The organism is Pseudomonas sp. ChxA (assembly GCF_030263855.1).
GTDB classification, from domain to species: domain Bacteria; phylum Pseudomonadota; class Gammaproteobacteria; order Pseudomonadales; family Pseudomonadaceae; genus Aquipseudomonas; species Aquipseudomonas fluorescens_CB.
Genome location: NZ_JARPMK010000002.1, coordinates 129,381 through 151,699, shown reverse-complemented (window position 1 = coordinate 151,699; position 22,319 = coordinate 129,381). Strand labels below are relative to the sequence as shown.

The 22,319-nt window shown below is 59.7% G+C and carries 20 protein-coding genes; 11 read left to right on the top strand and 9 right to left on the bottom strand.

The genetic code is table 11. From position 1 onward, the window contains the following. Positions 1-36: 36 nt before the first annotated feature. Positions 37-363, top strand: a complete 327-nt coding sequence (locus tag P5706_RS26350) for a hypothetical protein (protein WP_200434493.1) — start codon at positions 37-39, stop codon at positions 361-363. A gap of 49 nt (positions 364-412) precedes the next feature. Here the strand turns inward: P5706_RS26350 and lptF are convergent, their stop codons facing one another. The 3 genes from lptF to P5706_RS26335 form a co-directional block, all read right to left on the bottom strand. Next, on the bottom strand, positions 413-1,198 hold the full coding sequence (gene lptF, locus P5706_RS26345; RefSeq protein ID WP_138816488.1) for a lipotoxin F family OmpA-related lipoprotein LptF: 786 nt from the start codon (positions 1,196-1,198) through the stop codon (positions 413-415). Between the two features lie 55 nt (positions 1,199-1,253). Beyond that, on the bottom strand, positions 1,254-1,679 hold the full coding sequence (locus tag P5706_RS26340; protein WP_017137109.1) for a DUF4398 domain-containing protein: 426 nt from the start codon (positions 1,677-1,679) through the stop codon (positions 1,254-1,256). A 282-nt stretch (positions 1,680-1,961) separates the two neighbouring features. After that, positions 1,962-2,306 (bottom strand): pilin assembly protein, encoded by a 345-nt coding sequence (locus tag P5706_RS26335; RefSeq protein ID WP_200434489.1) that lies wholly within the window; start codon positions 2,304-2,306, stop codon positions 1,962-1,964. A gap of 184 nt (positions 2,307-2,490) precedes the next feature. Between P5706_RS26335 and ppc the strand changes: the two genes are divergently transcribed. The 6 genes from ppc (at position 2,491) to P5706_RS26305 (ending at position 9,092) form a co-directional block, all read left to right on the top strand. Continuing rightward, positions 2,491-5,118: a phosphoenolpyruvate carboxylase gene (gene ppc, locus P5706_RS26330; protein WP_200434488.1), complete on the top strand. Its 2,628-nt coding sequence runs from the start codon at positions 2,491-2,493 to the stop codon at positions 5,116-5,118. Positions 5,119-5,398: 280 nt separating this feature from the next. After that, positions 5,399-6,046 carry an adenylate kinase gene (adk, locus tag P5706_RS26325; RefSeq protein ID WP_200434487.1) on the top strand — a complete coding sequence of 216 codons (648 nt, stop codon included), beginning with the start codon at positions 5,399-5,401 and terminating at the stop codon, positions 6,044-6,046. Positions 6,047-6,136: 90 nt separating this feature from the next. Continuing rightward, positions 6,137-6,820 (top strand): tRNA (adenosine(37)-N6)-threonylcarbamoyltransferase complex dimerization subunit type 1 TsaB, encoded by a 684-nt coding sequence (gene tsaB / locus P5706_RS26320; RefSeq protein WP_285683006.1) that lies wholly within the window; start codon positions 6,137-6,139, stop codon positions 6,818-6,820. A gap of 254 nt (positions 6,821-7,074) precedes the next feature. Beyond that, complete coding sequence (locus P5706_RS26315) at positions 7,075-7,377, top strand: hypothetical protein (protein ID WP_200434486.1); 303 nt, start codon at positions 7,075-7,077, stop codon at positions 7,375-7,377. Next, positions 7,377-8,237 carry a DUF72 domain-containing protein gene (locus tag P5706_RS26310; protein ID WP_285683003.1) on the top strand — a complete coding sequence of 287 codons (861 nt, stop codon included), beginning with the start codon at positions 7,377-7,379 and terminating at the stop codon, positions 8,235-8,237. The genes P5706_RS26315 and P5706_RS26310 overlap by 1 nt, the downstream gene beginning before the upstream one ends. A gap of 27 nt (positions 8,238-8,264) precedes the next feature. Further along, entirely contained in the window at positions 8,265-9,092 is an 828-nt protein-coding gene (locus tag P5706_RS26305) for an isocitrate lyase/PEP mutase family protein (protein ID WP_122526817.1), read from the top strand. A 1-nt stretch (position 9,093) separates the two neighbouring features. On the opposite strand, the gene P5706_RS26300 is transcribed toward P5706_RS26305, so the two are convergent. Next, positions 9,094-9,714, bottom strand: a complete 621-nt coding sequence (locus P5706_RS26300; RefSeq protein WP_285682998.1) for an energy transducer TonB — start codon at positions 9,712-9,714, stop codon at positions 9,094-9,096. A 96-nt stretch (positions 9,715-9,810) separates the two neighbouring features. Here P5706_RS26300 and P5706_RS26295 point away from each other — a divergent pair, with 96 nt between their 5' ends. Continuing rightward, positions 9,811-10,593: a class I SAM-dependent methyltransferase gene (locus P5706_RS26295; protein WP_200434484.1), complete on the top strand. Its 783-nt coding sequence runs from the start codon at positions 9,811-9,813 to the stop codon at positions 10,591-10,593. 937 nt (positions 10,594-11,530) lie between these two features. Here the strand turns inward: P5706_RS26295 and P5706_RS26290 are convergent. Beyond that, entirely contained in the window at positions 11,531-12,166 is a 636-nt protein-coding gene (locus P5706_RS26290; protein WP_200433334.1) for a TetR/AcrR family transcriptional regulator, read from the bottom strand. A 93-nt stretch (positions 12,167-12,259) separates the two neighbouring features. Between P5706_RS26290 and P5706_RS26285 the strand changes: the two genes are divergently transcribed. Continuing rightward, complete coding sequence (locus P5706_RS26285; RefSeq protein ID WP_285682996.1) at positions 12,260-13,360, top strand: efflux RND transporter periplasmic adaptor subunit; 1,101 nt, start codon at positions 12,260-12,262, stop codon at positions 13,358-13,360. A gap of 6 nt (positions 13,361-13,366) precedes the next feature. Further along, positions 13,367-16,432: an efflux RND transporter permease subunit gene (locus P5706_RS26280; protein WP_200433332.1), complete on the top strand. Its 3,066-nt coding sequence runs from the start codon at positions 13,367-13,369 to the stop codon at positions 16,430-16,432. A gap of 105 nt (positions 16,433-16,537) precedes the next feature. Here the strand turns inward: P5706_RS26280 and P5706_RS26275 are convergent, their stop codons facing one another. Further along, positions 16,538-17,125 (bottom strand): Lrp/AsnC family transcriptional regulator, encoded by a 588-nt coding sequence (locus P5706_RS26275; protein ID WP_285682993.1) that lies wholly within the window; start codon positions 17,123-17,125, stop codon positions 16,538-16,540. Positions 17,126-17,320: 195 nt separating this feature from the next. On the opposite strand from P5706_RS26275, the gene P5706_RS26270 reads away from it, so the two are divergent. After that, positions 17,321-17,935, top strand: coding sequence for a LysE family translocator (locus P5706_RS26270; protein WP_285682991.1), 615 nt, complete (start codon positions 17,321-17,323; stop codon positions 17,933-17,935). A 587-nt stretch (positions 17,936-18,522) separates the two neighbouring features. Here the strand turns inward: P5706_RS26270 and P5706_RS26265 are convergent. From P5706_RS26265 to plsB, 3 genes are read right to left on the bottom strand one after another with little or no spacing between them, the layout of a single operon-like run. Further along, positions 18,523-19,212 carry a DUF4197 domain-containing protein gene (locus tag P5706_RS26265; protein WP_200433330.1) on the bottom strand — a complete coding sequence of 230 codons (690 nt, stop codon included), beginning with the start codon at positions 19,210-19,212 and terminating at the stop codon, positions 18,523-18,525. Positions 19,213-19,251: 39 nt separating this feature from the next. After that, positions 19,252-19,653 carry a YbaY family lipoprotein gene (locus tag P5706_RS26260; protein ID WP_200433329.1) on the bottom strand — a complete coding sequence of 134 codons (402 nt, stop codon included), beginning with the start codon at positions 19,651-19,653 and terminating at the stop codon, positions 19,252-19,254. Positions 19,654-19,704: 51 nt separating this feature from the next. Then, positions 19,705-22,209, bottom strand: coding sequence for a glycerol-3-phosphate 1-O-acyltransferase PlsB (plsB, locus tag P5706_RS26255; protein WP_200433328.1), 2,505 nt, complete (start codon positions 22,207-22,209; stop codon positions 19,705-19,707). Positions 22,210-22,319 lie beyond the last annotated feature (110 nt).

Here is a 22,319-nt window from a genome sequence, read left to right as displayed (position 1 = left end):
GATGATTAACTTACGAATGACGGACTTTGGAGCGTGATGATGGACATTGGTGCTATCGGTAAAATGTTGGGCATGGCCAGGGGCCAGGAAAGTTTGGAACAGGGTGGCGCTCAAGGCGAGCAATGCGCTGATAAGGGCGCTGAGAAGGGTGGGAAAGACAAACCAGACCCGATGAAGATGCTTATGGATATGCTCTCGAAGGCGGCAGGCGGCGCCCAAGGCGGCGGTGGCGGCGGCGGTTCTGAAGGCTCTGGTGGTGAAGGCCAAATGGGTCAAGACATGCTTGAGAAGCTGATGGGCGGGCGTCAAGGCATGGAGGCCATGATGCCGGCTGAGGATACCGGCCGAAAAATCGAGGCCTGATAGAAAAAAACCCACCATAAGGTGGGTTTTTTTATACAGCGTCAATCAATCAGTTAGCAACGGAAGAGCGTGGCTTGACCGGTTGGTTGTCGTTGGAGATGGTCACTTCAACGCGGCGGTTCATGGCACGGCCCGAAACGCTGCCGTTGTCGGCAACCGGGTATTCCTTGCCGTAACCCTGGGTCACGATGCGCGAGATATCCACGCCTTGTTGAGCCAGTGCGCGTTGTACCGAAGCCGCACGACGCTCGGACAGGCTCTGGTTGTACGAGTCCGAACCGGTGCTGTCGGTGTAGCCTTCGACGATCACTTTACGGTCCGGGTTATCACGCAGGAACTGCGCCAGCTTGGTGATGTTCACCAGGCCGCTGGATTTCAGGTCGGACTTGTTGGTGGCGAACAGCACGTCACCGAAGGTCACCAGGGTGCCGCGATCAGTCTGCTTGGCGTTCAAGCTGTCTTGCAGTTGCTTGATCTGCGCATCACGGGCTTGCAGCAGCGCTTTGGCGCGTTCGTCACCCGCATTTTTCAGCTTGGCTTCGGATTCACGTAGCGAGATGGTGTCTTTGGCCACTTCAACGCGCTGGTTGGTCAGGTAAGCCAACTGGTCGACTTTCTTCTCGTCTTCCTTGTCGCGATAGGCTTTGTCAGCCTTGTCCAGCCAGTCGCTGGCGTCCTTGGTTTCCAGCGCCGCTATCTTGGTGGCTTGCGGGTTGGCTTGCAGGGCCGAGAAGTTGGTCCGTGCGTTTTCCAGGTTCTGGTTCGGCGGGGTGGAGCAGGCCGCCAGAGCAACGCTCATCGCCAGCAGGGCAGGGATCATCAATTGTTTACGCATAGTCGTGTCGTCCTTTCAATTCGATATCGGGTGCAATGCAATCAGTGGCGGCGGCTTATTGCTGTTTGATAACAGCCGGGCGCATGCCTTCCTGACGCAGTTCCTGCACAGCTTTCTGGGAATCCTTCACAGCCTGGTCAGCCTTGGCAGCCTGGGCCTTGCGCTCTGCGACACGGGCATCCCACTCGGCTTGTTCAGCCAGTTGGCGCGCCTTGTCGTAGTTCTTGTCGTGCATGGCCAGTTCAGCAGCTTTGAGCTTGTCCTGCGCCGACTTCATTTCTACCGCTGCGTACTCGGTGCCACCGGCGCTGACTGCGCTGTTTACGGCAGACTGGGTCACGGCGTATTGCTCGGTCGGCGGGTTGCCGGCGCAGCCCGCCAGTACGAAGCTGGTGCCGATTGCCAGCGCGGCCAATTTCAGCCCGCGCAGATGGTTAAACGAGGATTTGGCAGTGCTGGTCTTCATCGTCTTCAACTCCATTGGATAACTCCTGAAAAAATCAAAATCCACTTCATTGGTTGGCGGTTGCAGGCCCGGCGGTAAAGCACCAAATGCCCTTTCAAACGGCCGTTCCAAGTGATGGCTTACTGGCTGTGACCGGAGGCTTTTTTCAAAAGTTCAGCGGAGATGGCGATTTGCCTAAAAAAATATCTGACTGTTTGGTCAGCGTTTAAAAGTTTGAACTTTTGCGTTGCGCAGAGGTACGCCGAGCCTCTGTGAGGCCCGGAATACCGGGGTTAAATCGGGGTTATCGAATGTTTATCAATGCTGCTGTTTGTCGGCGCTGGCTGACAAATCATGCAGATAGCGACGTGACAGAGTCAGAAAGCGCGGCGTCGGGCCGACGTCCTCGTACAGTGGGTCACCCTCTTCATCGGTGGCGATCACATGCTGGCCCTTGATGTACGGGAAGCTCGCTTCCAGCTCTTCAAGGGCCGCGCCGATCAGTTCGCCGAGCAATTCTTCGGTGCTGCGCTTGGGGTACATCTCGGCGATAGCGGCCAACCGCGCAGCGGACTCGACGTCCAAATGGATCGCGTACTCGGTTTTGGTCAGGCGACCCTTGGCGTTCTCTTCCCAATGCTGGGCCAGTTCTCGAATTTTCATGGCAACCTCAATAAGCCCGCGATGGCAGGCGGTGATGGGTGTCCAGTCGCCTGCGTGGGTAACGCGGCGACTCACTGTTGAGACTAGCTGCAAGTCGCAAGGTTTAAAGTGTCTTGTCAGAAACTGACGCGGGCGGCACTCTGGAAGGCCTGCGCGTCCCGGATTTCTGGCTGGAGATTGGCTGATGAGTGATATCGATGCACGCTTGCGTGAGGATGTTCACCTGCTGGGTGAGCTGCTGGGCAACACCATTCGAGAGCAGTACGGCGATGCTTTTCTCGACAAGATCGAGCAGATCCGCAAAGGTGCCAAGGCTGACAGGCGGGGTGCCGGCGATGAGCTGAGCACCAGTCTCAATCAGTTACAGGAAGACCAACTGCTGCCCGTGGCACGGGCCTTTAATCAGTTTCTCAACCTGGCCAATATCGCCGAGCAGTACCAGTTGATTCATCGGCGCGATGAATCACAACCGGCGCCCTTCGAGTCTCGCGTGTTACCGGAGTTGCTGGCGCGCCTGCAAAGCGAAGGTCACAGCAATGAGTCGCTGGCCCGTCAGTTGGCGCGCCTGGAGATTGAGTTGGTGCTCACCGCCCACCCGACCGAAGTGGCGCGCCGCACCTTGATCCAGAAATACGATGCGATTGCCGCACAACTGGCGTTGCAGGATCACCGCGACCTCACCAGCGCCGAGCGCGAGCAGATTCGCCAGCGCTTGCAGCGGCTGATCGCCGAAGCCTGGCACACCGAAGAGATTCGCCGCATCCGGCCCACACCAGTAGACGAAGCCAAATGGGGCTTTGCGGTGATCGAGCATTCGCTGTGGCATGCCATTCCCAATTATTTGCGCAAGGCCGACCAAGCCTTGCACGCCGCCACCGGCCTGCGCTTGCCACTTGAGGCTGCGCCGATTCGCTTTGCGTCGTGGATGGGCGGCGACCGTGACGGCAACCCGAATGTCACCGCGCCGGTCACCCGCGAGGTGTTGCTGCTGGCACGCTGGATGGCGGCGGACTTGTATCTGCGCGATGTCGATCACCTGGCCTCCGAGCTGTCGATGCAGCAGGCCAGCCCTGCGTTGCAGGCTAAGGTCGGGGATAGCGTCGAACCTTACCGTGCCTTGCTCAAGCAACTGCGCGAACGCCTGCGCGCCACGCGCCAATGGGCGCATACCTCGCTCACGGCCAGCACACCGGCGCCGGCCGAAGTGCTGCAAAACAACCGCGACCTGCTCGACCCGCTGGAGCTGTGCTACCAGTCGCTGCATGAGTGCGGCATGGGCGTGATCGCCGATGGCCCGTTGCTCGATTGCCTGCGCCGCGCCGTGACCTTCGGCTTGTTCCTGGTGCGCCTGGACGTACGTCAGGATTCCAGCCGCCACTCGGCGGCCATGACCGAAATCACCGATTACCTGGGCCTGGGCCGTTATGAAGACTGGGACGAAGAAGCGCGCATCAGCTTTCTGAGCAAAGAGCTGACCAATCGCCGGCCGCTGCTGCCGGGTTATTTCAAACCGTCGGCAGACACCGCCGAAGTGTTGAACACCTGCAAGGAAATCGCTGCCGCACCGGCTGCATCACTCGGTTCTTACGTGATCTCCATGGCGGGTGCTGCCTCGGACGTGCTGGCCGTGCAACTGCTGCTTAAAGAGTCGGGCGTGCAACGGCCGATGCGCGTAGTGCCACTGTTTGAAACCCTGGCCGACCTGGATAACGCCGGGCCGGTGATGGAACGCCTGCTGCAATTGCCGGGCTATCGCGCGCGCTTGCAAGGCCCGCAGGAAGTGATGATCGGCTATTCGGACTCGGCCAAGGACGCCGGTACCACGGCTGCGGCCTGGGCACAGTACCGGGCGCAGGAACGGCTGGTGGATATCTGCCGCGAACAACAAGTGGAGTTGCTGTTGTTCCACGGTCGTGGCGGCACCGTTGGCCGTGGCGGCGGCCCGGCGCATGCGGCGATCCTTTCGCAGCCGCCAGGCTCGGTGGCGGGGCGTTTCCGTACGACCGAACAAGGCGAGATGATCCGCTTCAAGTTCGGCCTGCCGGACATTGCCGAGCAGAACCTCAACCTTTATCTGGCTGCCGTGCTGGAAGCCACGTTGCTGCCACCGCCGCCACCTGAGCCGGCCTGGCGCCACCTGATGGATGAATTGGCGGCAGATGGTGTCAGTGCTTACCGCGCCGTGGTGCGGGAAAATCCGCAGTTCGTCGAATACTTCCGCCAGTCCACGCCCGAGCAGGAACTGGGCCGCTTGCCATTGGGCAGTCGCCCGGCCAAGCGTCGTGCGGGTGGTATCGAGAGCTTGCGCGCGATTCCATGGATCTTCGGCTGGACCCAAACCCGCCTGATGCTGCCCGCCTGGCTTGGTTGGGAAGCGGCATTAAGCAAGGCACTGGAGCGTGGCGAAGGCGAGCTGTTGGGGCAGATGCGCGAGCAATGGCCGTTCTTCCGCACTCGCATCGATATGCTCGAGATGGTACTGGCCAAAGCCGATGCCGACATCGCGCGGCTGTATGACGAGCGTTTGGTGCAGCCGGACCTGCTGCCATTGGGTGCGCACTTACGCGACCTATTGTCGCAGGCGTGCGACGTGGTGCTTGGCCTGACCGGCCAGTCGCAACTGCTGGCCCATAGCCCCGACACGCTTGAGTTTATTCGCTTGCGCAACACTTACCTCGACCCGCTGCACCTGTTGCAGGCCGAGTTGCTGGCACGTTCGCGTCAACAGGAGGCGGCGCAGGACAGCCCTCTGGAACAGGCGCTGCTGGTGTCTGTGGCCGGTATTGCCGCCGGTTTGCGCAACACTGGCTGAGGTTTTCTGCGTGTTCTCAATGGCTTGCAGATAAACAACGACGGCCGCCCGGAAACGGGCGGTCGGCGTTTATGAGGCTGGGTTGCACTCAGGCACACCCTACCTATGCCTGCATGCCGGGCGCGGTTCTTGCGACTTTTGGCGGCTTGTATGGATAGAGCCCGCTGTGTATCTTGATCAGCCTTTGGCCGTTTGATCGGCCAGGACCCACATTTTTACGAGATTGGCCCCACGCGGCGAATCCGAGCGTCATCTCTATAAAAAATTGAGGAGCACATCGATGCGCGTCATTCTGCTGGGAGCTCCCGGGGCCGGTAAAGGTACTCAGGCAAAGTTCATCACTGAAAAATTCGGCATTCCACAAATCTCCACCGGCGACATGCTGCGTGCCGCCGTCAAGGCCGGTAGCGAGCTGGGCCTGATCGCCAAGAGCGTGATGGACAGCGGCGGCCTGGTCTCCGATGACCTGATCATCAACCTGGTCAAGGAACGCATCAGCCAGGAAGACTGCAAGAACGGTTTCCTGTTCGACGGTTTCCCACGCACCATTCCCCAGGCGGAAGCCTTGGTGAAAGCCGGCGTTGAGCTGGACGCTGTGGTTGAAATCGCAGTTGAGGATGAAGAAATCGTTCAGCGTATTGCGGGCCGTCGCGTTCACGAAGGCTCGGGCCGCGTGTACCATATCGTCTACAACCCGCCAAAGGTTGAAGGCAAGGACGATGTGACCGGCGAAGACCTGGTACAGCGTAAGGACGACACCGAAGAAACCGTGCGCCATCGCCTGTCGGTCTACCATTCGCAGACCAAACCGCTGGTGGATTTCTACCAGAAGCTTTCGGCTGCCCAAGGCAAGCCGAAGTACAGCCACATCCCTGGCGTGGGTTCGGTAGAAGCCATCACCGCCAAGGTGTTGCAAGCACTGAGCTGATCCTTTGATCGGCTTTGCGTACAACGGCCCGCTTGCGGGCCGTTGTTGTTTATACTGGCGCACTTTTTTTCGACTTGGACACCTACACCGATGAGCACCCTGCTGGCCCTGGACACCGCGACTGAAGCTTGCTCCGTCGCCTTGCTGCATGATGGCAAGGTCACGAGCCACTACGAGGTGATCCCGCGTCTGCATGCGCAGAAGCTGTTGCCGATGATCAAGCAACTGCTGGAAGAGGCGGGCACCACGCTCTCAGCCGTGGATGCGATTGCTTTTGGCCGTGGCCCAGGCGCCTTTACCGGCGTGCGTATTGCCATTGGTGTGGTGCAAGGCCTGGCCTTTGCGCTGGAGCGCCCGGTGTTGCCGGTGTCCAACCTTGCGGTATTGGCCCAGCGTGCATTGCGTGAACACGGTGCCACGCAGGTGGCGGCGGCGATTGATGCGCGCATGGATGAAGTGTATTGGGGCTGCTACCGCGAAACCGCTGGCGAAATGCGTCTGGTGGGCGTGGAAGCCGTACAGCCTCCGGAATCGTCGGTGTTGCCTGCTGATGCCAGCGGCGAGTGGTTCGGTGCAGGCACTGGCTGGGGTTACGGTGAGCGCATCGACGTAAAGCTGGCTGGCCAAGATGCAACAATGTTGCCGCATGCCGAAGATTTGCTGACCCTCGCACGTTTCGCTTTTGAGCGCGGCGAAGCGATTCCGGCCGACCAGGCTGCACCGGTTTACCTGCGCGATAAAGTTGCGCAAACCAAGGCTGAGCGCGGCCTTTAAGTGTGGCGAGGGAGCTTGCTCCCGTCGGGCCGCGAAGCGGCCCCGCTGTTAATAGATCGGGACTGCTGCGCAGTCCAACGGGAGCAAGCTCCCTCGCCACAGTAAGTGCAGCGCACCGGCAAAAATCCCCAATCGTCAGAATTTGCCCCGGTTTGTAAACCTTTTACAAATTATGTGTTCTAGTTATCACCAGAGCATTTGCGCGCTACGGAAAGTGCCGCTAAATTGCCATCATTGATACCGAGTCTGCATGCATGCGTATAGACGGCTTTTCCTCACAGTCCTACCCACTCAAGCGTAAGCCGCGTAAGGCGAACGTCACGGTAGACGAGTCCGTTGAAGATTCGCCGGACTTCATCGAGGTTCAGTCCGAGTCGCAAGCCGGTGCCCAAGGTTCTGGCGCTGCGCGCATCAGTGGCCTTCCGGCCCGTCAGCAAGACATGGTCTTCCCCCGTTCCATGAGCAAAAGCGTCGCCACCGCCCTGGCCAGCTACCTGACCACCGCCGGCTTTGTCGAATGGGATATGGAAGTGCTGGGTCTCGACATCCACATCTGATGCGCCTGCCTTACTACATCGGCTGCCCGTCCTGGAGTGAAAACGCCTGGCGCGAGTACCTGTACCCGGCCGACGCCCGTTCCAGCGACTACCTCGCTTTGTATTCCCAAGTCTTCAACGCTGTCGAAGGCAATACCACCTTTTATGCCCGCCCCTCGGCCGCCACGGTGCAGCGCTGGGCTGAAATCATGCCTGAGGATTTTCGCTTCACCGCCAAATTCCCGGGAGACATCAGCCACGGCGGCGACTTGCGCGAGCAATTGCCGGCAGCAGAAAGCTTTGTCGGCTTGCTGAGCCCTTTGGGTGAACGGGTTTCGCCACTGTGGTTGCAATTGTCGGCGAGCTTTTCACCGCAACGCCTGGGCGAACTGGCGGGTTTTATTGACGGCCTGGAGCGCCCGCTGGCCGTGGAAGTGCGCCACCCGGAGTTCTTCGCCAAGGGTGATGCCGAGCGCAGGCTCAACCGCCTGTTGCGCGACCGTGGCGTCGAGCGTATTTGCCTCGATCCGCGTGCTCTGTTCAGTTGCACTTCAACGTCGGCCGCTGTGCTGCACGCCCAATCGAAAAAGCCCAAGGTGCCAACACGGCCGGCGGCGCTGACGCTGTTTCCCCAGGTGCGCTTTATCGGCCATCCGGAATTGGAAGCCAATGATCCGTTCCTGATCCCATGGGTGGAAAAAATTGCTGGCTGGATCGAAGAGGGGCGTACGCCTTATGTGTTCCTGCACACCTCGGACAACCGCCTTGCCGCGCAACTGGCGCTGCGCTTTCACCAACAGTTGATGCTGCGTTTGCCGGGGTTGCCAGCGCTGCCAACCTTGCATCGGGAACCCGCAGCGGAGCAACTGGGGTTACTCTAGGGCTCCTTTTTCCGACAGGAGTCAGCCATGGATGCCCAAACCCTTCGCGCCGAAACCTTCAAGGCCTTGCATGAGCGTGACCGCGCGTTCGTGATGCCCAACCCGTGGGACGCCGGCTCCGCCATCATGCTCGCCAGCCTGGGTTTCGAAGCGTTGGCCACGACCAGTGCGGGCTATGCGTTCAGCCTCGGGCGACCGGATGCGGAAGGCGCATTATCGCTTGAAGACACCTTGGCCAATGCCTCGGCGATTGTGCAGGCGACTGCGTTGCCGGTAGCGGCTGATCTGGAAAACGGCTTCAGCGACACCCCCGAAGGTTGCGCCCAGACAATCTTGCGCGCCGCGGCCAGCGGCATTGTGGGTGGCTCTATCGAAGACGCCACGGGCATTGCGGTCGACCCGATCTATCCGTTTGACCTGTCGGTGGAGCGCGTGGAAGCCGCCGTCGCCGCTGCCCGCAGCTTGCCATTTGCCTTTACGCTCACCGCCCGTGCAGAAAACCTCCTGCATGGTCGCCTGGATTTGCCTGACACCATTCGCCGCCTGCAAGCCTACGCCGAAGCCGGTGCGGACGTGCTCTACGCCCCCGCTTTGCGCAGTGCCGAAGAAGTGCTCGCAGTGGTCAAGGCGGTGGCGCCTAAACCTGTGAATGTGCTGATGTCCGGTGGCTTGAACCTGAGCGTGGCGCAGTTGAGCGAGATGGGCGTGCGCCGCATCAGTGTCGGCTCGGCCATGGCCCTGGCGGCGTATGGCGAATTCTATCGGGCGGCGCAGGAAGTGTATGAGTTGGGCACTTTTACCTTCACTGAACGCAAGATGCCGTTCAGCCAGGCCAACGGTTTTTTCAAAGACTGAATCAGGCTGCCAGGCGCAGGTTGTTGAGAATCAGCGGGCGCGCCCAGTGGTAATCGAAGTCCAGCGCCTTCTGTTGCGCCACCAGCTCTTCCGCTGGGTATGGCGTGGCAGGCGGTGGCAGCAGGTCCAGTTCGAATTCGGCAATCGGCAGGTGCAGCGGCTGGGGTTGCGGCGCCGGGCCAGGCTCAGGCGGCGGGTTGCCGGCGTTGAGCACAAGCGGGCGGACCCAGCCGCTGTCGAAGTTTTGCTGGCGCTGCTGGGCAATGATTTCTTCTGCCGGAAACGGCGTGGCAGGCGGCGGCAGCAACTCGGTTTCAAATTCGGCGATGGGCAGGAACAGCGGCTCTGGCGGGGCGATCTCGGTGTCTTGTACATCGCACTCACGCTGGGTGAGGATCTGCGACAACAGGTCGGCGCCTTCGCTGGGTTCTACCGCCGGGTCCTTCGGTGCCGGGGCTTTGGCCGCCAACGCGCCTGGCGTATCGCCAAGCTGCTCGGCCAGCGCACGGGCGAAGAAGTCCTGCCACACATGGCTCACCCCGGCCAGCGCTTGAGTATTGCGCAGGCCGTAGTGGTTGTGGGTCGGCAGTACACCGATGGTTAGGGGAAGAATGTCTGACATTTTTCTCGGTCGACGCTCAGCTCTGGCAAAATACCTGACTGTTGTTTTTATCGGCCGTTGTTTGCCGATCCTTAATATTTTTGAGCGTAGCGATTGATGAGCGAACAACCAGCGGCCAGCCGCATTCGGGTCGAGGCTTTGGCCGACGGTTTCAAGGCCCGTGCCGAGCACTGGGCTGCGCAGCTTGGCCTGCCTTTGCAACTGGATGAGGCGGACTTTTCCCTGCAAGTCGGGGAACACGGCCTGCAATTGCAGCAGCTCGGGCCTGACGCGCCGGGGCCGGTACGCGTGGATTTTGTCGAAGGCGGCGCGGCGCATCGGCGTTTATACGGCGGTGGCAGCGGGCAGATGATCGCCAAGGCGGTCGGCGTGGCCCAGGGCGTGCGCCCACGGGTGCTCGACGCCACGGCAGGCTTGGGCAAGGACGCGTTCGTACTCGCCAGCCTGGGCTGCGAGATGAGCTTGATCGAGCGGCAACCGCTGATCGGTGCCTTGCTCGAAGACGGCCTGGCCCGCGGCGCAGATGACTTTGAAGTGGCGCCGATTGTGGCGCGCATGCAGTTGCTCAAGGGTAACTCGATCGAGGTGATGCGCAACTGGGAGGGCGAACCGCCGCAGGTGATCTACCTGGACCCGATGTTCCCGCACCGTGAGAAAACGGCGCTGGTGAAGAAGGAAATGCGCCTGTTCCGCCCATTGGTGGGCGATGATCCGGACGCACCGGCCTTACTCGCTGCCGCCTTGGCCCTGGCCAGCCACCGCGTGGTGGTCAAGCGCCCGCGTAAGGCGCCGTGCATTGACGGGCCGAAACCGAGCCATGCGTTGGATGGCAAGTCCAGCCGGTATGACATCTATCCGAAGAAAGCGCTCAAACCCTGAATCATTGTTGCTCTTTCGGGCTTCATCGCAGCATGGGTAGCGGTCGGGCGGGGGCATATCCGTTGCTGCGGTAACGGCTGAGTAGGGTTCCGCTCTTACGGCGGGTCACTTTTGCAAGGACCGGAATGCCGGCCCAGTCAAAAGTAACCAAAAGGTCCTCGCCCCAACACTCGGTGCCTCGCTATGGCTCGGCATGCCCGCAATCCGCCAGTGATTTGGGGGGCCGCCGCGATGGGCCATCCTTGGCCCAGCGCGGCTAAACCGGCGTCCTGCCGGTTTACCCCCCAAATCACTGTCAGATTCCGGCCATCGTGTTTAACGGGGCGATTTCAGATCAAGATCAAAAGCGCAGATCAAAAGACCGCTGACTTCGTCATCGAAAAGGATGTAAGGGCCGGAGCAACAGCAACAGCAGCGCCATACTCGGTCAAAGGTGGGAGCTGGCTTGTCGAATCGTCGCACCGCTGCGATGGCATCAACTCTGTGTGCCTGATGTACCGAGGTGTCTGCATCGCAGGCAAGCCAGCTCCCACAGAAAAGCAGCTCTTCAGTGTATGCAAGTCCGCTTTTCGCTTTTGATCTAACCACTCAGGTCGGCTTTCAGGCCGCCGTGCTGTAGATCTTGATCTGCTTTTGATCTGAGGCGCCCCGTTAACCACGCTGGCCGAACGCAGGCTTGAATCCGTGGGTAACCCGGCAGGACGCCGGGTTAGCCGCGCTGGGCCAAGGATGGCCCATCGCGGCGGCCCACGGATTCAAGCCGGAGTGAGGGCACACCGAGCCTAAGCGAGGTGCCGAGTGGTGGGGCACAGACCTTTTGGTTACTTTTGGGGCGTTTGCCAAAAGTGACCCGCCGTAAGGGCGGAACCCTACTCAGCCGTGACCGCAGCAACGGATATGTACACCGAAACACCGCCATCGCAGGCAACTCAAGCCCTCAAGGCCGATACGCCCGCATAAACAACCCCACCACTTCCTGCACATGCGCTTCGGCAGCTTCTTCGCTCAATTGCCCGCCACACCCATACAACAAGCAGAAATTCGCCGTGCCCTTGAGCAGGCAAAAGAAGTGCTCGGCCGCCGTGAACGGTTTGTCGATGCTCAAGGCGCCGCTCTGGTCGATACGGCTGAGCAACCGCTCCATGCCTTGCAGCATGCGCATCGGGCCGGCTTCAAAGAAGATCTGCGAGAGTTTCACGTCCTGATTGCCGGTGGTCATCATCAGGCGGTGCAGGTTCACCGATTCTTCGCTGTTGATCAGCCGATGAAAGCCGCGCGCGATGTTCAGCAGTACGGTGTGTACCGGCATGCCTGCGGGCAACTCGAAATACATCACCGGCAACTGTTCCTCGCACGTGGCCACGACGGCGGCGGTGAACAAGGTCTCTTTATCCGTGAAGTGGCTGTAGACCGTCAGTTTTGACACGCCGGCCTCAAGGGCCACGGCATCCATGCTGGTGCTGGCGTAGCCATTGCTCAAGAACAGGGTTTTGGCTGCTTCGAGAATTGCCTGGCGTTTTGCCATGTCCTTGGGACGCCCGGGGCTATTGGTGTTTACACGATTGTCGGACATTTTCACCTTTAATACTGGACTGGTGAGTTTGGTATTAATAACATACCGGCCAGTATAATTATTCCTAGCTTCATTTGCGAAAGGTCCTTCAGCATGCGCAGTACTTTCCTGCCCCTTGCGTTGCCTGTCAGCCTGATCTTCCTGTTGGCCGCCTGCGGCCATGAAGAAGCGGCCCAAACCACCATCCGCCCGGCCATGGTGGTGCAACCGCAGCCTTCGGCGTTGGCGATGGACAGTTTTCCGGGGGAAGTACGCGCCCGTTATGAGCCGGACCTGGCCTTTCGGATCGGCGGCAAAGTCAGTAAACGCTTGGTGGAGGAGGGTGAGCGGGTCAAGGCCAACCAGCCATTGGCAGAGCTCGACCCACAGGACGTGCGCCTGCAACTGGAGGCCACCCGCGCCCAAGTCGCCGCCGCTGAAGCCAACCTGAGCCTGGTGCGCGCCGAACGCGACCGCTACAAAACCCTGATGGACCGTCAGATGGTCAGCCGCTCGCAGTACGACAATTCCGAAAACCTCTACCGATCCGGTGAAGCGCGCCTTAAGCAGATCAAAGCCGAGTTCGACGTGTCGAGCAACCAGGCCGGCTATGCCGTGCTGCGTGCGCCCCAGGACGGCGTGGTCGCCAAGCGTGCGGTGGAAGTTGGCCAAGTGGTGTCCGCCGGCCAAACGGTGTTTACCCTGGCCACCGATGGCGAGCGCGAAGTGTTGATCAGCCTGCCCGAGCAAGGCTTTGGCCGCTTCAAGATCGGCCAGCCGGTGTCGGTGGAGTTGTGGAGCCAACCCGACCAGCGTTTCGCCGGGCGCATCCGTGAACTTTCACCCGCCGCTGACCCAAAATCTCGCACCTTCGCCGCACGTGTCGCCTTCACCGGCGGCAAAGTCCCTGCCGAGCTGGGCCAGAGTGCCCGCGTCTTCATCCAGGCCGATGGCGTCGTTCCACTGTCGGTGCCGCTGTCGGCCCTTAGCGCAGAAAACGGTGCGTCCTACGTCTGGCGGGTACAGCCGGACAACACGCTCAAACGAACGCCGGTGCGCATCGGCGCCTTTGGCGAGAAAACCGTGCCGGTGCTCGAAGGCTTGGCCCCCAGCGATTGGGTGATCGCAGCGGGTGTGCATGTGCTCCATGAGGGCCAGCAAGTGCGCCCGGTGGATCGCTCCAACCGCGTTGTGAATCTGGCGGCCAAGGAGTAGTCCCCGATGGGTTTCAATCTTTCCGAATGGGCGTTGCGTAATCGCCAGATCGTACTGTTCCTGATGATCCTGCTGGCAGTGGTCGGCACGTTGTCCTACACCAAGTTGGGGCAAAGTGAAGATCCGCCGTTTACCTTCAAGGCCATGGTCATCAAGACCAACTGGCCGGGCGCCACGGCCCAGGAAGTTTCGCGCCAAGTCACCGAACGTATCGAGAAGAAGCTGATGGAGACGGGCGAGTACGAGCGCATTGTCTCGTTCTCACGGCCCGGTGAATCTCAGGTCACCTTCATGGCCCGCGATTCGATGCACTCGGCACAAATCCCGGAGCTGTGGTACCAGGTGCGCAAGAAGATCAGCGATATTCGCCAGACCTTGCCGCCGGATATCCAGGGGCCGTTTTTCAACGATGAATTCGGCACCACCTTCGGCAATATCTACGCCCTGACCGGTGACGGTTTTGACTACGCGGTGCTCAAGGACTACGCCGACCGCATCCAGATTCAACTGCAACGCGTGCCGGATGTGGGCAAGGTCGAGTTACTGGGCCTGCAGGACGAGAAGATCTGGATCGAGTTGTCCAACCTCAAGCTCGCCACCCTCGGCCTGCCATTGGCGGCGGTGCAGCAGGCACTGCAGGAGCAGAATGCCGTCTCCACCGCTGGTTTCTTTGAAACCCCGACGGAACGCGTACAACTGCGCGTCTCGGGTAACTTCAAAACAGTCGATGAGATCCGTAACTTCCCGATCCGCGTCGGTGACCGCACCTTTCGCATCGGTGACGTGGCGCAAATCCATCGCGGCTTCAACGACCCACCGGCGCCGCGCATGCGCTATATGGGCGCGGACGCCATCGGCCTGGCCGTGGCGATGCGTGACGGCGGCGACATTCTGGTACTGGGCAAGGCCCTTGAAGGCGAATTCGCACGCCTGCAGAAGAACCTTCCGGCAGGCATGGAACTGCGCAAGGTCTCGGACCAACCGGCGGCGGTGAAAACCAGCGTCGGTGAATTCGTCCAGGTACTCGCTGAAGCCTTGGCCATCGTGCTGCTGGTGAGCTTCTTCTCCCTTGGTGTACGCACCGGCATGGTGGTCGCCCTGGCGATTCCGCTAGTACTGGCGATGACCTTTGCGACCATGTATTACCTGGGCATCGGCCTGCACAAAATCTCCCTCGGTGCCTTGGTGTTGGCCCTGGGCTTGTTGGTGGACGATGCGATCATCGCCGTGGAAATGATGGCGATCAAAATGGAGCAGGGCTACGACCGGCTCAAGGCCGCGAGTTTTGCCTGGACCAGCACCGCGTTCCCGATGCTCACCGGCACATTGATCACCGCCGCAGGTTTCCTGCCGATTGCCACCGCGCAATCGAGTACCGGTGAATACACCCGTTCGATTTTCCAAGTGGTGACCATTGCCCTGCTGGCCTCGTGGGTTGCGGCGGTGGTGTTTGTGCCGTACCTGGGGGAAAAGCTCCTGCCGGACCTGGCGAAGATTCATGCGGCCAAACACGGCACCGATGGGCCTGATCCCTACGGCACGCCGTTCTATCAACGTGTAAGACGCTTGGTCGAATGGTGTGTGCGTCGGCGCAAAACCGTGATCGTGTTGACCTTGTTGTTGTTTATCGGCTCGGTGGCGCTGTTCCGTTTTGTACCTCAGCAGTTCTTTCCGGCCTCCGGTCGCCTGGAGCTGATGGTCGACCTGAAACTGGCTGAAGGTGCTTCGCTGAGCAATACCGCCGACCAGGTCAAACGTCTGGAAGCCTTGCTCAAGGAACATGCCGGCATCGACAACTATGTGGCCTATGTGGGCACCGGTTCGCCGCGTTTCTACCTGCCGCTGGACCAGCAACTGCCGGCCGCCAGCTTTGCGCAGTTTGTGGTATTGGCCAAAACCATCGAGGAACGCGAGAACCTGCGCACCTGGCTGATCGAGACCCTTAACGAGCAATTCCCCGACCTGCGTTCACGCGTCACGCGCCTGGAAAACGGCCCGCCCGTGGGCTACCCGGTGCAGTTTCGGGTCACCGGCGAGCACATCGAAGAAGTCCGTGCCCTGGCGCGCAAGGTCGCGGCCAAGGTTCGCGAAAATACCCACGTGGTCAACGTGCACCTGGACTGGGAGGAACCGAGCAAGATCGTCTACCTGAATATCGACCAGGACCGCGCCCGTGCGCTGGGCGTCAGCACCGCTAACCTGTCGAAGTTCCTGCAAAGTTCCTTGACCGGTTCCAGCGTCAGCCAGTACCGCGAGGACAATGAGTTGATCGAGATCCTGCTGCGCGGCACCGTGCATGAACGTACCGAGTTGTCGCTGCTGCCGAGCCTGGCGGTGCCGACCGACAACGGCAAAAGCGTAGCGCTGTCGCAGATTGCGACCCTCGAATATGGCTTCGAAGAGGGGATCATCTGGCACCGCAATCGCCTGCCGACGGTGACCGTGCGTGCCGACATCTACGGCAAGGAGCAGCCGGCGACCTTGGTCCAGCAGATCCTGCCGACCCTGGAAGGTGTGCGCGCCGAATTGCCCGACGGTTACCTGCTCGAAGTGGGCGGCACCGTCGAGGATTCGGCCCGCGGCCAAAACTCGGTCAAGGCCGGTGTGCCGCTGTTTATCGTGGTGGTACTGACCTTGCTGATGCTGCAACTGCGCAGTTTCTCACGCACTGCGATGGTGTTTCTGACGGCGCCGCTGGGCTTGATCGGCGTGACCTTGTTCCTGCTGGTGTTCCGCCAGCCCTTCGGCTTTGTTGCCATGCTCGGCACCATCGCGCTGTCGGGCATGATCATGCGTAACTCGGTGATCCTGGTGGACCAGATTGAACAAGACATCAAGGCCGGGCTCGCGCCCTGGCAGGCGATCATCGAAGCTACCGTGCGACGCTTTCGCCCGATTGTGCTGACGGCACTTGCGGCGGTATTGGCGATGATTCCGCTGTCGCGCAGCGTGTTCTTCGGGCCTATGGCTGTGGCAATCATGGGCGGTCTGATTGTGGCGACGGCGTTGACGTTATTGTTTTTGCCAGCCCTGTATGCGGCATGGTTTCGCATTAAGAAGGAGGCGCACTAGTTCATAACGGGAGGCGTGAAGGCATGTCGATAGTGTTGACGGGTGTGGGAACAGCCTGAAATTCGATAACTGCTGTTTAAGCCTGAATGCCTCCCACTTGTTTATTTAGAATAGGGGCAGTTTCTTCTCGACGGTTTTTATAATAGAGGTATGGGTGTCAGCCAACGGCGTTATTTGTTGCAATGTCTGATCAAGGTGGCTGACGGAGTGTGTGTACAGATGGCAGACGAAACTGTCTTCCCCGGTGATCTTGTAGCAGACAACACATTCAGGCATGTCTGAGAGTAGCTGCTCCACTGTTTGAAAATTTCCCGTCAGTGGTTTTACCCGCACCAGTGCCTGCAGCGCAAACCCCAGCGCCTGCGCGTCCAACTCTACGCTGAACCCGCTTATAACCCCTGCCACTTCCAGGCGTCTGAGACGCTCGCTGCAACCAGGAGCGGACAATCCCACCTGCCGGCCGAGCGCACGAATAGATGCACGGGCATTCTGATGCAGGGCGACCAGCAGCGCGCGATCAATTGCATCGAGTGTCTGATCGTTTTTTGTAAGCCTTTTCATTAGATGGACCTTACGAACATTGATGAAATAGCGTGAAAATCTTACATACCACAGATCCCTGAAAAAAGAATGGATTTTTAAAAGTCTACCCTCTATTTTATTCTTAAGTGTGCGCAGTAAAGGCGTGTTCAAGCGTTACCGTCGGTTAAAGCGAAGTGTCTGTATTTAAGTGAGTTTTTTTAACGTGCTATAAGTTTTATTGAGAGGGGTGTGGAAGTGCAAGGGTGCTGCAGTGCGTAGTACTTGTAAGTGGTCCTGACGTCGAGTTGCAACGTTAAGGCAGTGCAGTTTCATTAAGTTTTGAATAATGCGTCCGAGGCACTTCACATGCTCGATGTCACGCTGAATATTTACCAGGCGACGTTCACCTTTACCCTCGCAGCTATCGCCTTACTTGCCAGCCCCGGCCCCGCCACCCTGGCGCTGGCAGCCAGCGGCGCGGCCTATGGCATGCAACGCTCGTTTGAGTTTTTTGTCGGGATCACCCTGGGTTTAGTGATTGCCATGGCGTTGGTAGCCTCGGGGCTGTATGTGGTTTTGCACAGCTTTCCTGGGTTGGCGGTGGCGCTGACGGTCATCTCCATTGTTTATGTTTTTTGGTTGGCTTACCGCATTGGTACGGCACCGCCCATTCAGGATCAGCAAGACGTGGTCACGCCGGGCTGGGGCGAAGGTTTTGTGCTGGGGGTTGCGAATATCAAGCCGTATGCCGCGTTCGCAGCGTTACTGGGCAGTTTTACCTTGGGCACGACGCCGGCCTGGGAGCAGGGCACAAAGGCACTTATTTGCTTATTGGTTTGCGTGGTATTCGATTTTTTATGGCTTTTTGCGGGCAGCCGGATGCGCAAGTTGTTCATCCATCCCGTTTGGAGTCGACGGCTTAACGTAAGCTTCGCGATTTTGATGCTAGCGACGGTCGCCTGGTCATTCACGCTGACGTAGTAGCGCTGTCGGCGGGAAGACCCATGATCATTCCGATTGTTTTGCCGCGATCATGATGGGGCGATTGGCTGGGGCGGTGATTCATTGATTCACATGCTGATGCAAACAGGCGTATGCGCCTTTGGAACGTTTGTCTTTTTTGCTCCACTCAGAATTGCCTGATGGACAGGCACAGGTTTGGATCGAGCCCAATCGGCAGTCCGACCTTTTTCAACGAGTTTATGGAGTTTTACATGGCTTTTTTTGATGCGATTGCTGCTTTCAAAGGTGCGTTTCTCGGGGCACTTCTGGGCAATAACATACCGCGCAACACTGTCGGAAATGGGTATAGATCGGGACACGCATCAAACGATCACCACCACCACCGTCCTCATACAGCCCGGCCACACGGGGGCCATCCCCACCCACACCAGGCGAATCATGGCAAACCGTACCCACAGCAACCCACGATTGGCGAGCAGCCTTCACCCTACAGGCCTACCTATCCGCTTTACACGCTGAGTCGTTAACAGGCTTGGTCTGAAACAACTGCGCCAAGGCCCGTGGCAAGCGGCCTTGGCGCAGTGGCTCCAGCGTGTTTGAAGGGCTTACAGCGCGCCGAACACCTTCTTGGCCAGGCTGGTGGCCGCGGCCGCCGGGTTTTTGCGAATGGTTTCTTCCTGCTGCGCGATCATCTTGAACAAGCCGTCCAGCGCCTGTTCGGTCACGTAGTTTTCAACGTTGGCACTTTTGGCATCCACTGCGCCAAATGCTGCCGCCTTGCCGGCCAGGGCGTTGTACTGCTGAGCAACCCCAACCTTGTCGGTAGCGGCCTTGACGATCGGCAGGAACTTGGCGCGAATCTGCTCGCGGCTGCTTTTATTCAGGTACTGCGTCGCCGAGTCCTGGCCGCCGCTGAGAATGCCCTTGGCGTCAGTCACGCTCATGTTTTTTACCGCATTGACCAGGATCGGTTGCGCCTGGGTCACGGCCGTTTCGGCGGCCTTGTTCATGCTGGTTTCCAGCTGCGTGACCTGGTCACCCATGCCAAACATCTTCAGCTTGTCGGCGACTTTGCCCAGTTTGCCTGGCAGGCCGATCTTCACTTCGGGGTTGTTGCTGAAACCACCGGGCACGCCCAGTTGTTTCACGGCGATCTGTGCGCCTTGGGTCAGGGCGTCCTTGAGGCCGCCGCTGGCGTCGCCCTGGGACAGGCTGCCAAGGTCCAGGGCCATGGCGTTGGCACCGAGTAACAGACCGGCGCACAGGGCAGTGAGGCGAAGAGAGTTACGGAGCATGAGTGCTTCCTTATGTTCGGGCGTATGTTCTAGAGAATGTCAGTGTGCGACAGCATCAACGCGCAGGCGCAGCGGTTGTGCGTCCTTGCCGTCGAGCTGCACCGCGTGGCGTTCGGTGGTAATAAACAGTAGCTTGCCGTCCAGCTCGATGCGCGCACTCACCGAATAAGTGTGGCCTGGCTTGATTTGGGCTGGGTCGTAGCTCAAGTGAAACGGCAGCGGCACCTGGCCTTTGACCGGGCCTTTCTGTTCGGCGAGGGTCACCGCTGGGGCGTCCATCAGCGACACATCCTGCAGGCTGACACTCAAGGTAGCAGCGGGCGGCAACGCGATGCGTTGCAGGTAGAACACTTCGCCGTCGAGGCTGGCCTTGGAGGCTGGAGTCATGGATTGGCAGGCTCCGAGCAGGGCAGTAAGGCCCAGGAGGATGATCTTTTTCATGGTACAGCTCCTTTTCAACGGCGCCGGAAGCAGCCCGGCGCCTCAGTCAATCTAGCGGCTTTCTGCCGGTTCCACAGGCGCTTCAGCTGCACCGTCGACGCGGTGCAAGGCCACCTGGCGAATCGACAGGCGAATGTCGGCAGGCAACACGCGCTTGGCCGCGCCCTCCGCCAGTTCGCCGAGCAGGTCGTGGTAACTCAGCTTGCCGGCTTCGTCGCGGCGCAGCACATCTTGCTCCAGCAATGTCTGGATAAAATGTCGGAAAAGGCTCTTGTCGAAGAATTCCGGCGCATTCAGGCCATGCAGGATCGACAGGCGTTGGGCCATGATCGTGCACAGGTCTTCCAGTTCTTCGGCGCTGATGCTGTTCTGGCCGCTGTTGAGCAGCAGCGAGATCGCCATGTAAAAGCGTTGTAAGGTCTGGGCGATGCTCTTGGACAACAGCGTCAGCAGCACAAAGTGCCGCGAGCTCGGGGCCGGGCGCAGGTAGACAGCGTTTTCAAAACGCAGCAGGCCTTGCTCGACGAAGGCTTCCAGCCATTGGTCGACGACCGCGTCCAATTCGTCCAGCGACCAGCGAATAAACAACTCCGACTGCAAGTACGGGTAGAGCGCGCGGGTGTAGCGCAGGATCTGTTCGCGGCTCATGCGTGAGCTGCTCTGGAAAAAACTCGCCAGCAGCGCCGGCAGGGCAAAAATATGCAGCACATTGTTGCGGTAATAGGTCATCAGGACGGCGTTCTGCTCATCCAGATACACAATTTTGCCCAGGGCGTCACTCTGCTCCGAGAGCAGGTTCATGTCCTTGACGTGCTTGATCAGCGCCAGCCCATCGCCTTCCGGCAAGGTGGTGTGCGGCGAGTAGGGCACACGGCGTAGCAGTGCCAGGTACAGGTCCAACTGGCGGGCCATGGCCTGTTCATCCAGGGCCAGACGGGTGGTGGACAGCAACGCCAGGGCCACCAGGTTTACCGGGTTGACCGCTGCGGCTTCGTTGAGGTGGCGTGCCACCTGTTCGCCGAGGCGGTTGGTGGTTTCATTGAGCCACGCCGGTTTAAAGTTCGGGCCCAGTTCCTGGGCGCGCCAATCCGGCTGCTCGGCATCGAGGAACTCGGCCAGCTTGATCGGCTCACCGAAGTTGACCGCGACCTGGCCAAAGCGCTGCTTGAGCGCGCCGACCACTTTGAAAATATCGAAGATCGATTCTTTCTTCTTGCTCGCCCCGCGCAACTCGCCCAGGTAAGTACGGCCTTCGAGCACGCGCTCATAGCCGATATACACCGGCACGAACACGATCGGCATGCGCGAGGAACGCAAAAAGCTGCGCAGGGTGATCGCCAGCATCCCGGTTTTCGGCTGCAGCATGCGTCCGGTGCGCGAGCGACCGCCTTCGACGAAATACTCCACCGGGAAGCCCTTGGTGAACAGGGTGTGCAGGTATTCGTTGAACACCGACGTGTACAGCGGGTTGCCCTTGAAGGTGCGGCGCATGAAAAACGCACCGCCACGGCGCAGCAGGCTGCCGATCACCGGCATGTTCAGGTTGATGCCGGCGGCAATGTGCGGCGGAGTCAGGCCGTTTTTGAACAGCAGGTAGGACAGCAGCAGGTAGTCGATATGGCTGCGGTGGCAAGGCACGTAGATCACCTCGTAGCCTTGGGCGACCTTTTGCACACCTTCGATATTGTTGACTTTGATGCCGTCGTAGATCTTGTTCCAGAACCAGCTCAACACCACTTCCAGAAAGCGGATCGCGGTATAGGTGTAGTCCGAAGCGATTTCGTTGCCGTAGCGCAGGGCCTGGGCCTTGGCTTTTTCCGGGGTGATTTTTTCGCGTTCGGCTTCATCGGCGATGGCCTGGCGCACCAGCGGCATGTTGACCAGACCTTTGACCAGATTGCGGCGGTGAGACAGGTCAGGGCCGATGACCGCAGTCTTCAGGTTACGAAAGTGCACACGCAGGATGCGCTGGGCCATGCGCACGGTGCGTTCGTGACCTTTATTGTGCTCGATCAATTCACGCAGGTTGATAGGCGCGGAGAATTGCACGCGGGTCTTGCGACCCAGGATCAAAATGCTCAGCAGCCGACGCAGACGCCCGGTGACCGCCCAGCTGTCGGCAAACAGCAGTTTCCACGGGCTGGACTCGCTTTCGGGCGACTGCCCCCAGAACACGCTGACCGGAATGATTTGTGCATTCTCTTCGGCGTGCTCGGTCAGGGTGTTGACCAGGCGCGTCAAGGTTGGCGGCGCGCCGCGCTTGTCCTGGCGACCGAGCCAGTCGGGTTCGGGCGTGAGGTAAAAGAACGCGGCGGGTTCGATCAACGAGCCCACCGATACCGGCAGCACCGGGCGCGGCAGGCCGGCCTTGGTGCATTCCTTATCGACCACCGCCAATTCGGTGAGTGAGGGCGATTGCAGGACGTAAAACACCGGCCGGCTGCGGTCCAGGTTAAGGGTTAGGGACGACTGGTTGATCGTCTCCGAGCGAACCCAGAGGTACAACAGTCGGCGCAAGGTGCCAAACACCAGACGGCGGAACGGGGAGCGGGTCATAGGCGTGCTGCTTCAAGTGGAAAAAACCGAGCAGGTGCTCGGGCGGGTAGTGTGCCGTATTCGCCGAAAATCGGCAAAAAAGCAGCGATGTAAACTTGAGTTGATCGTTT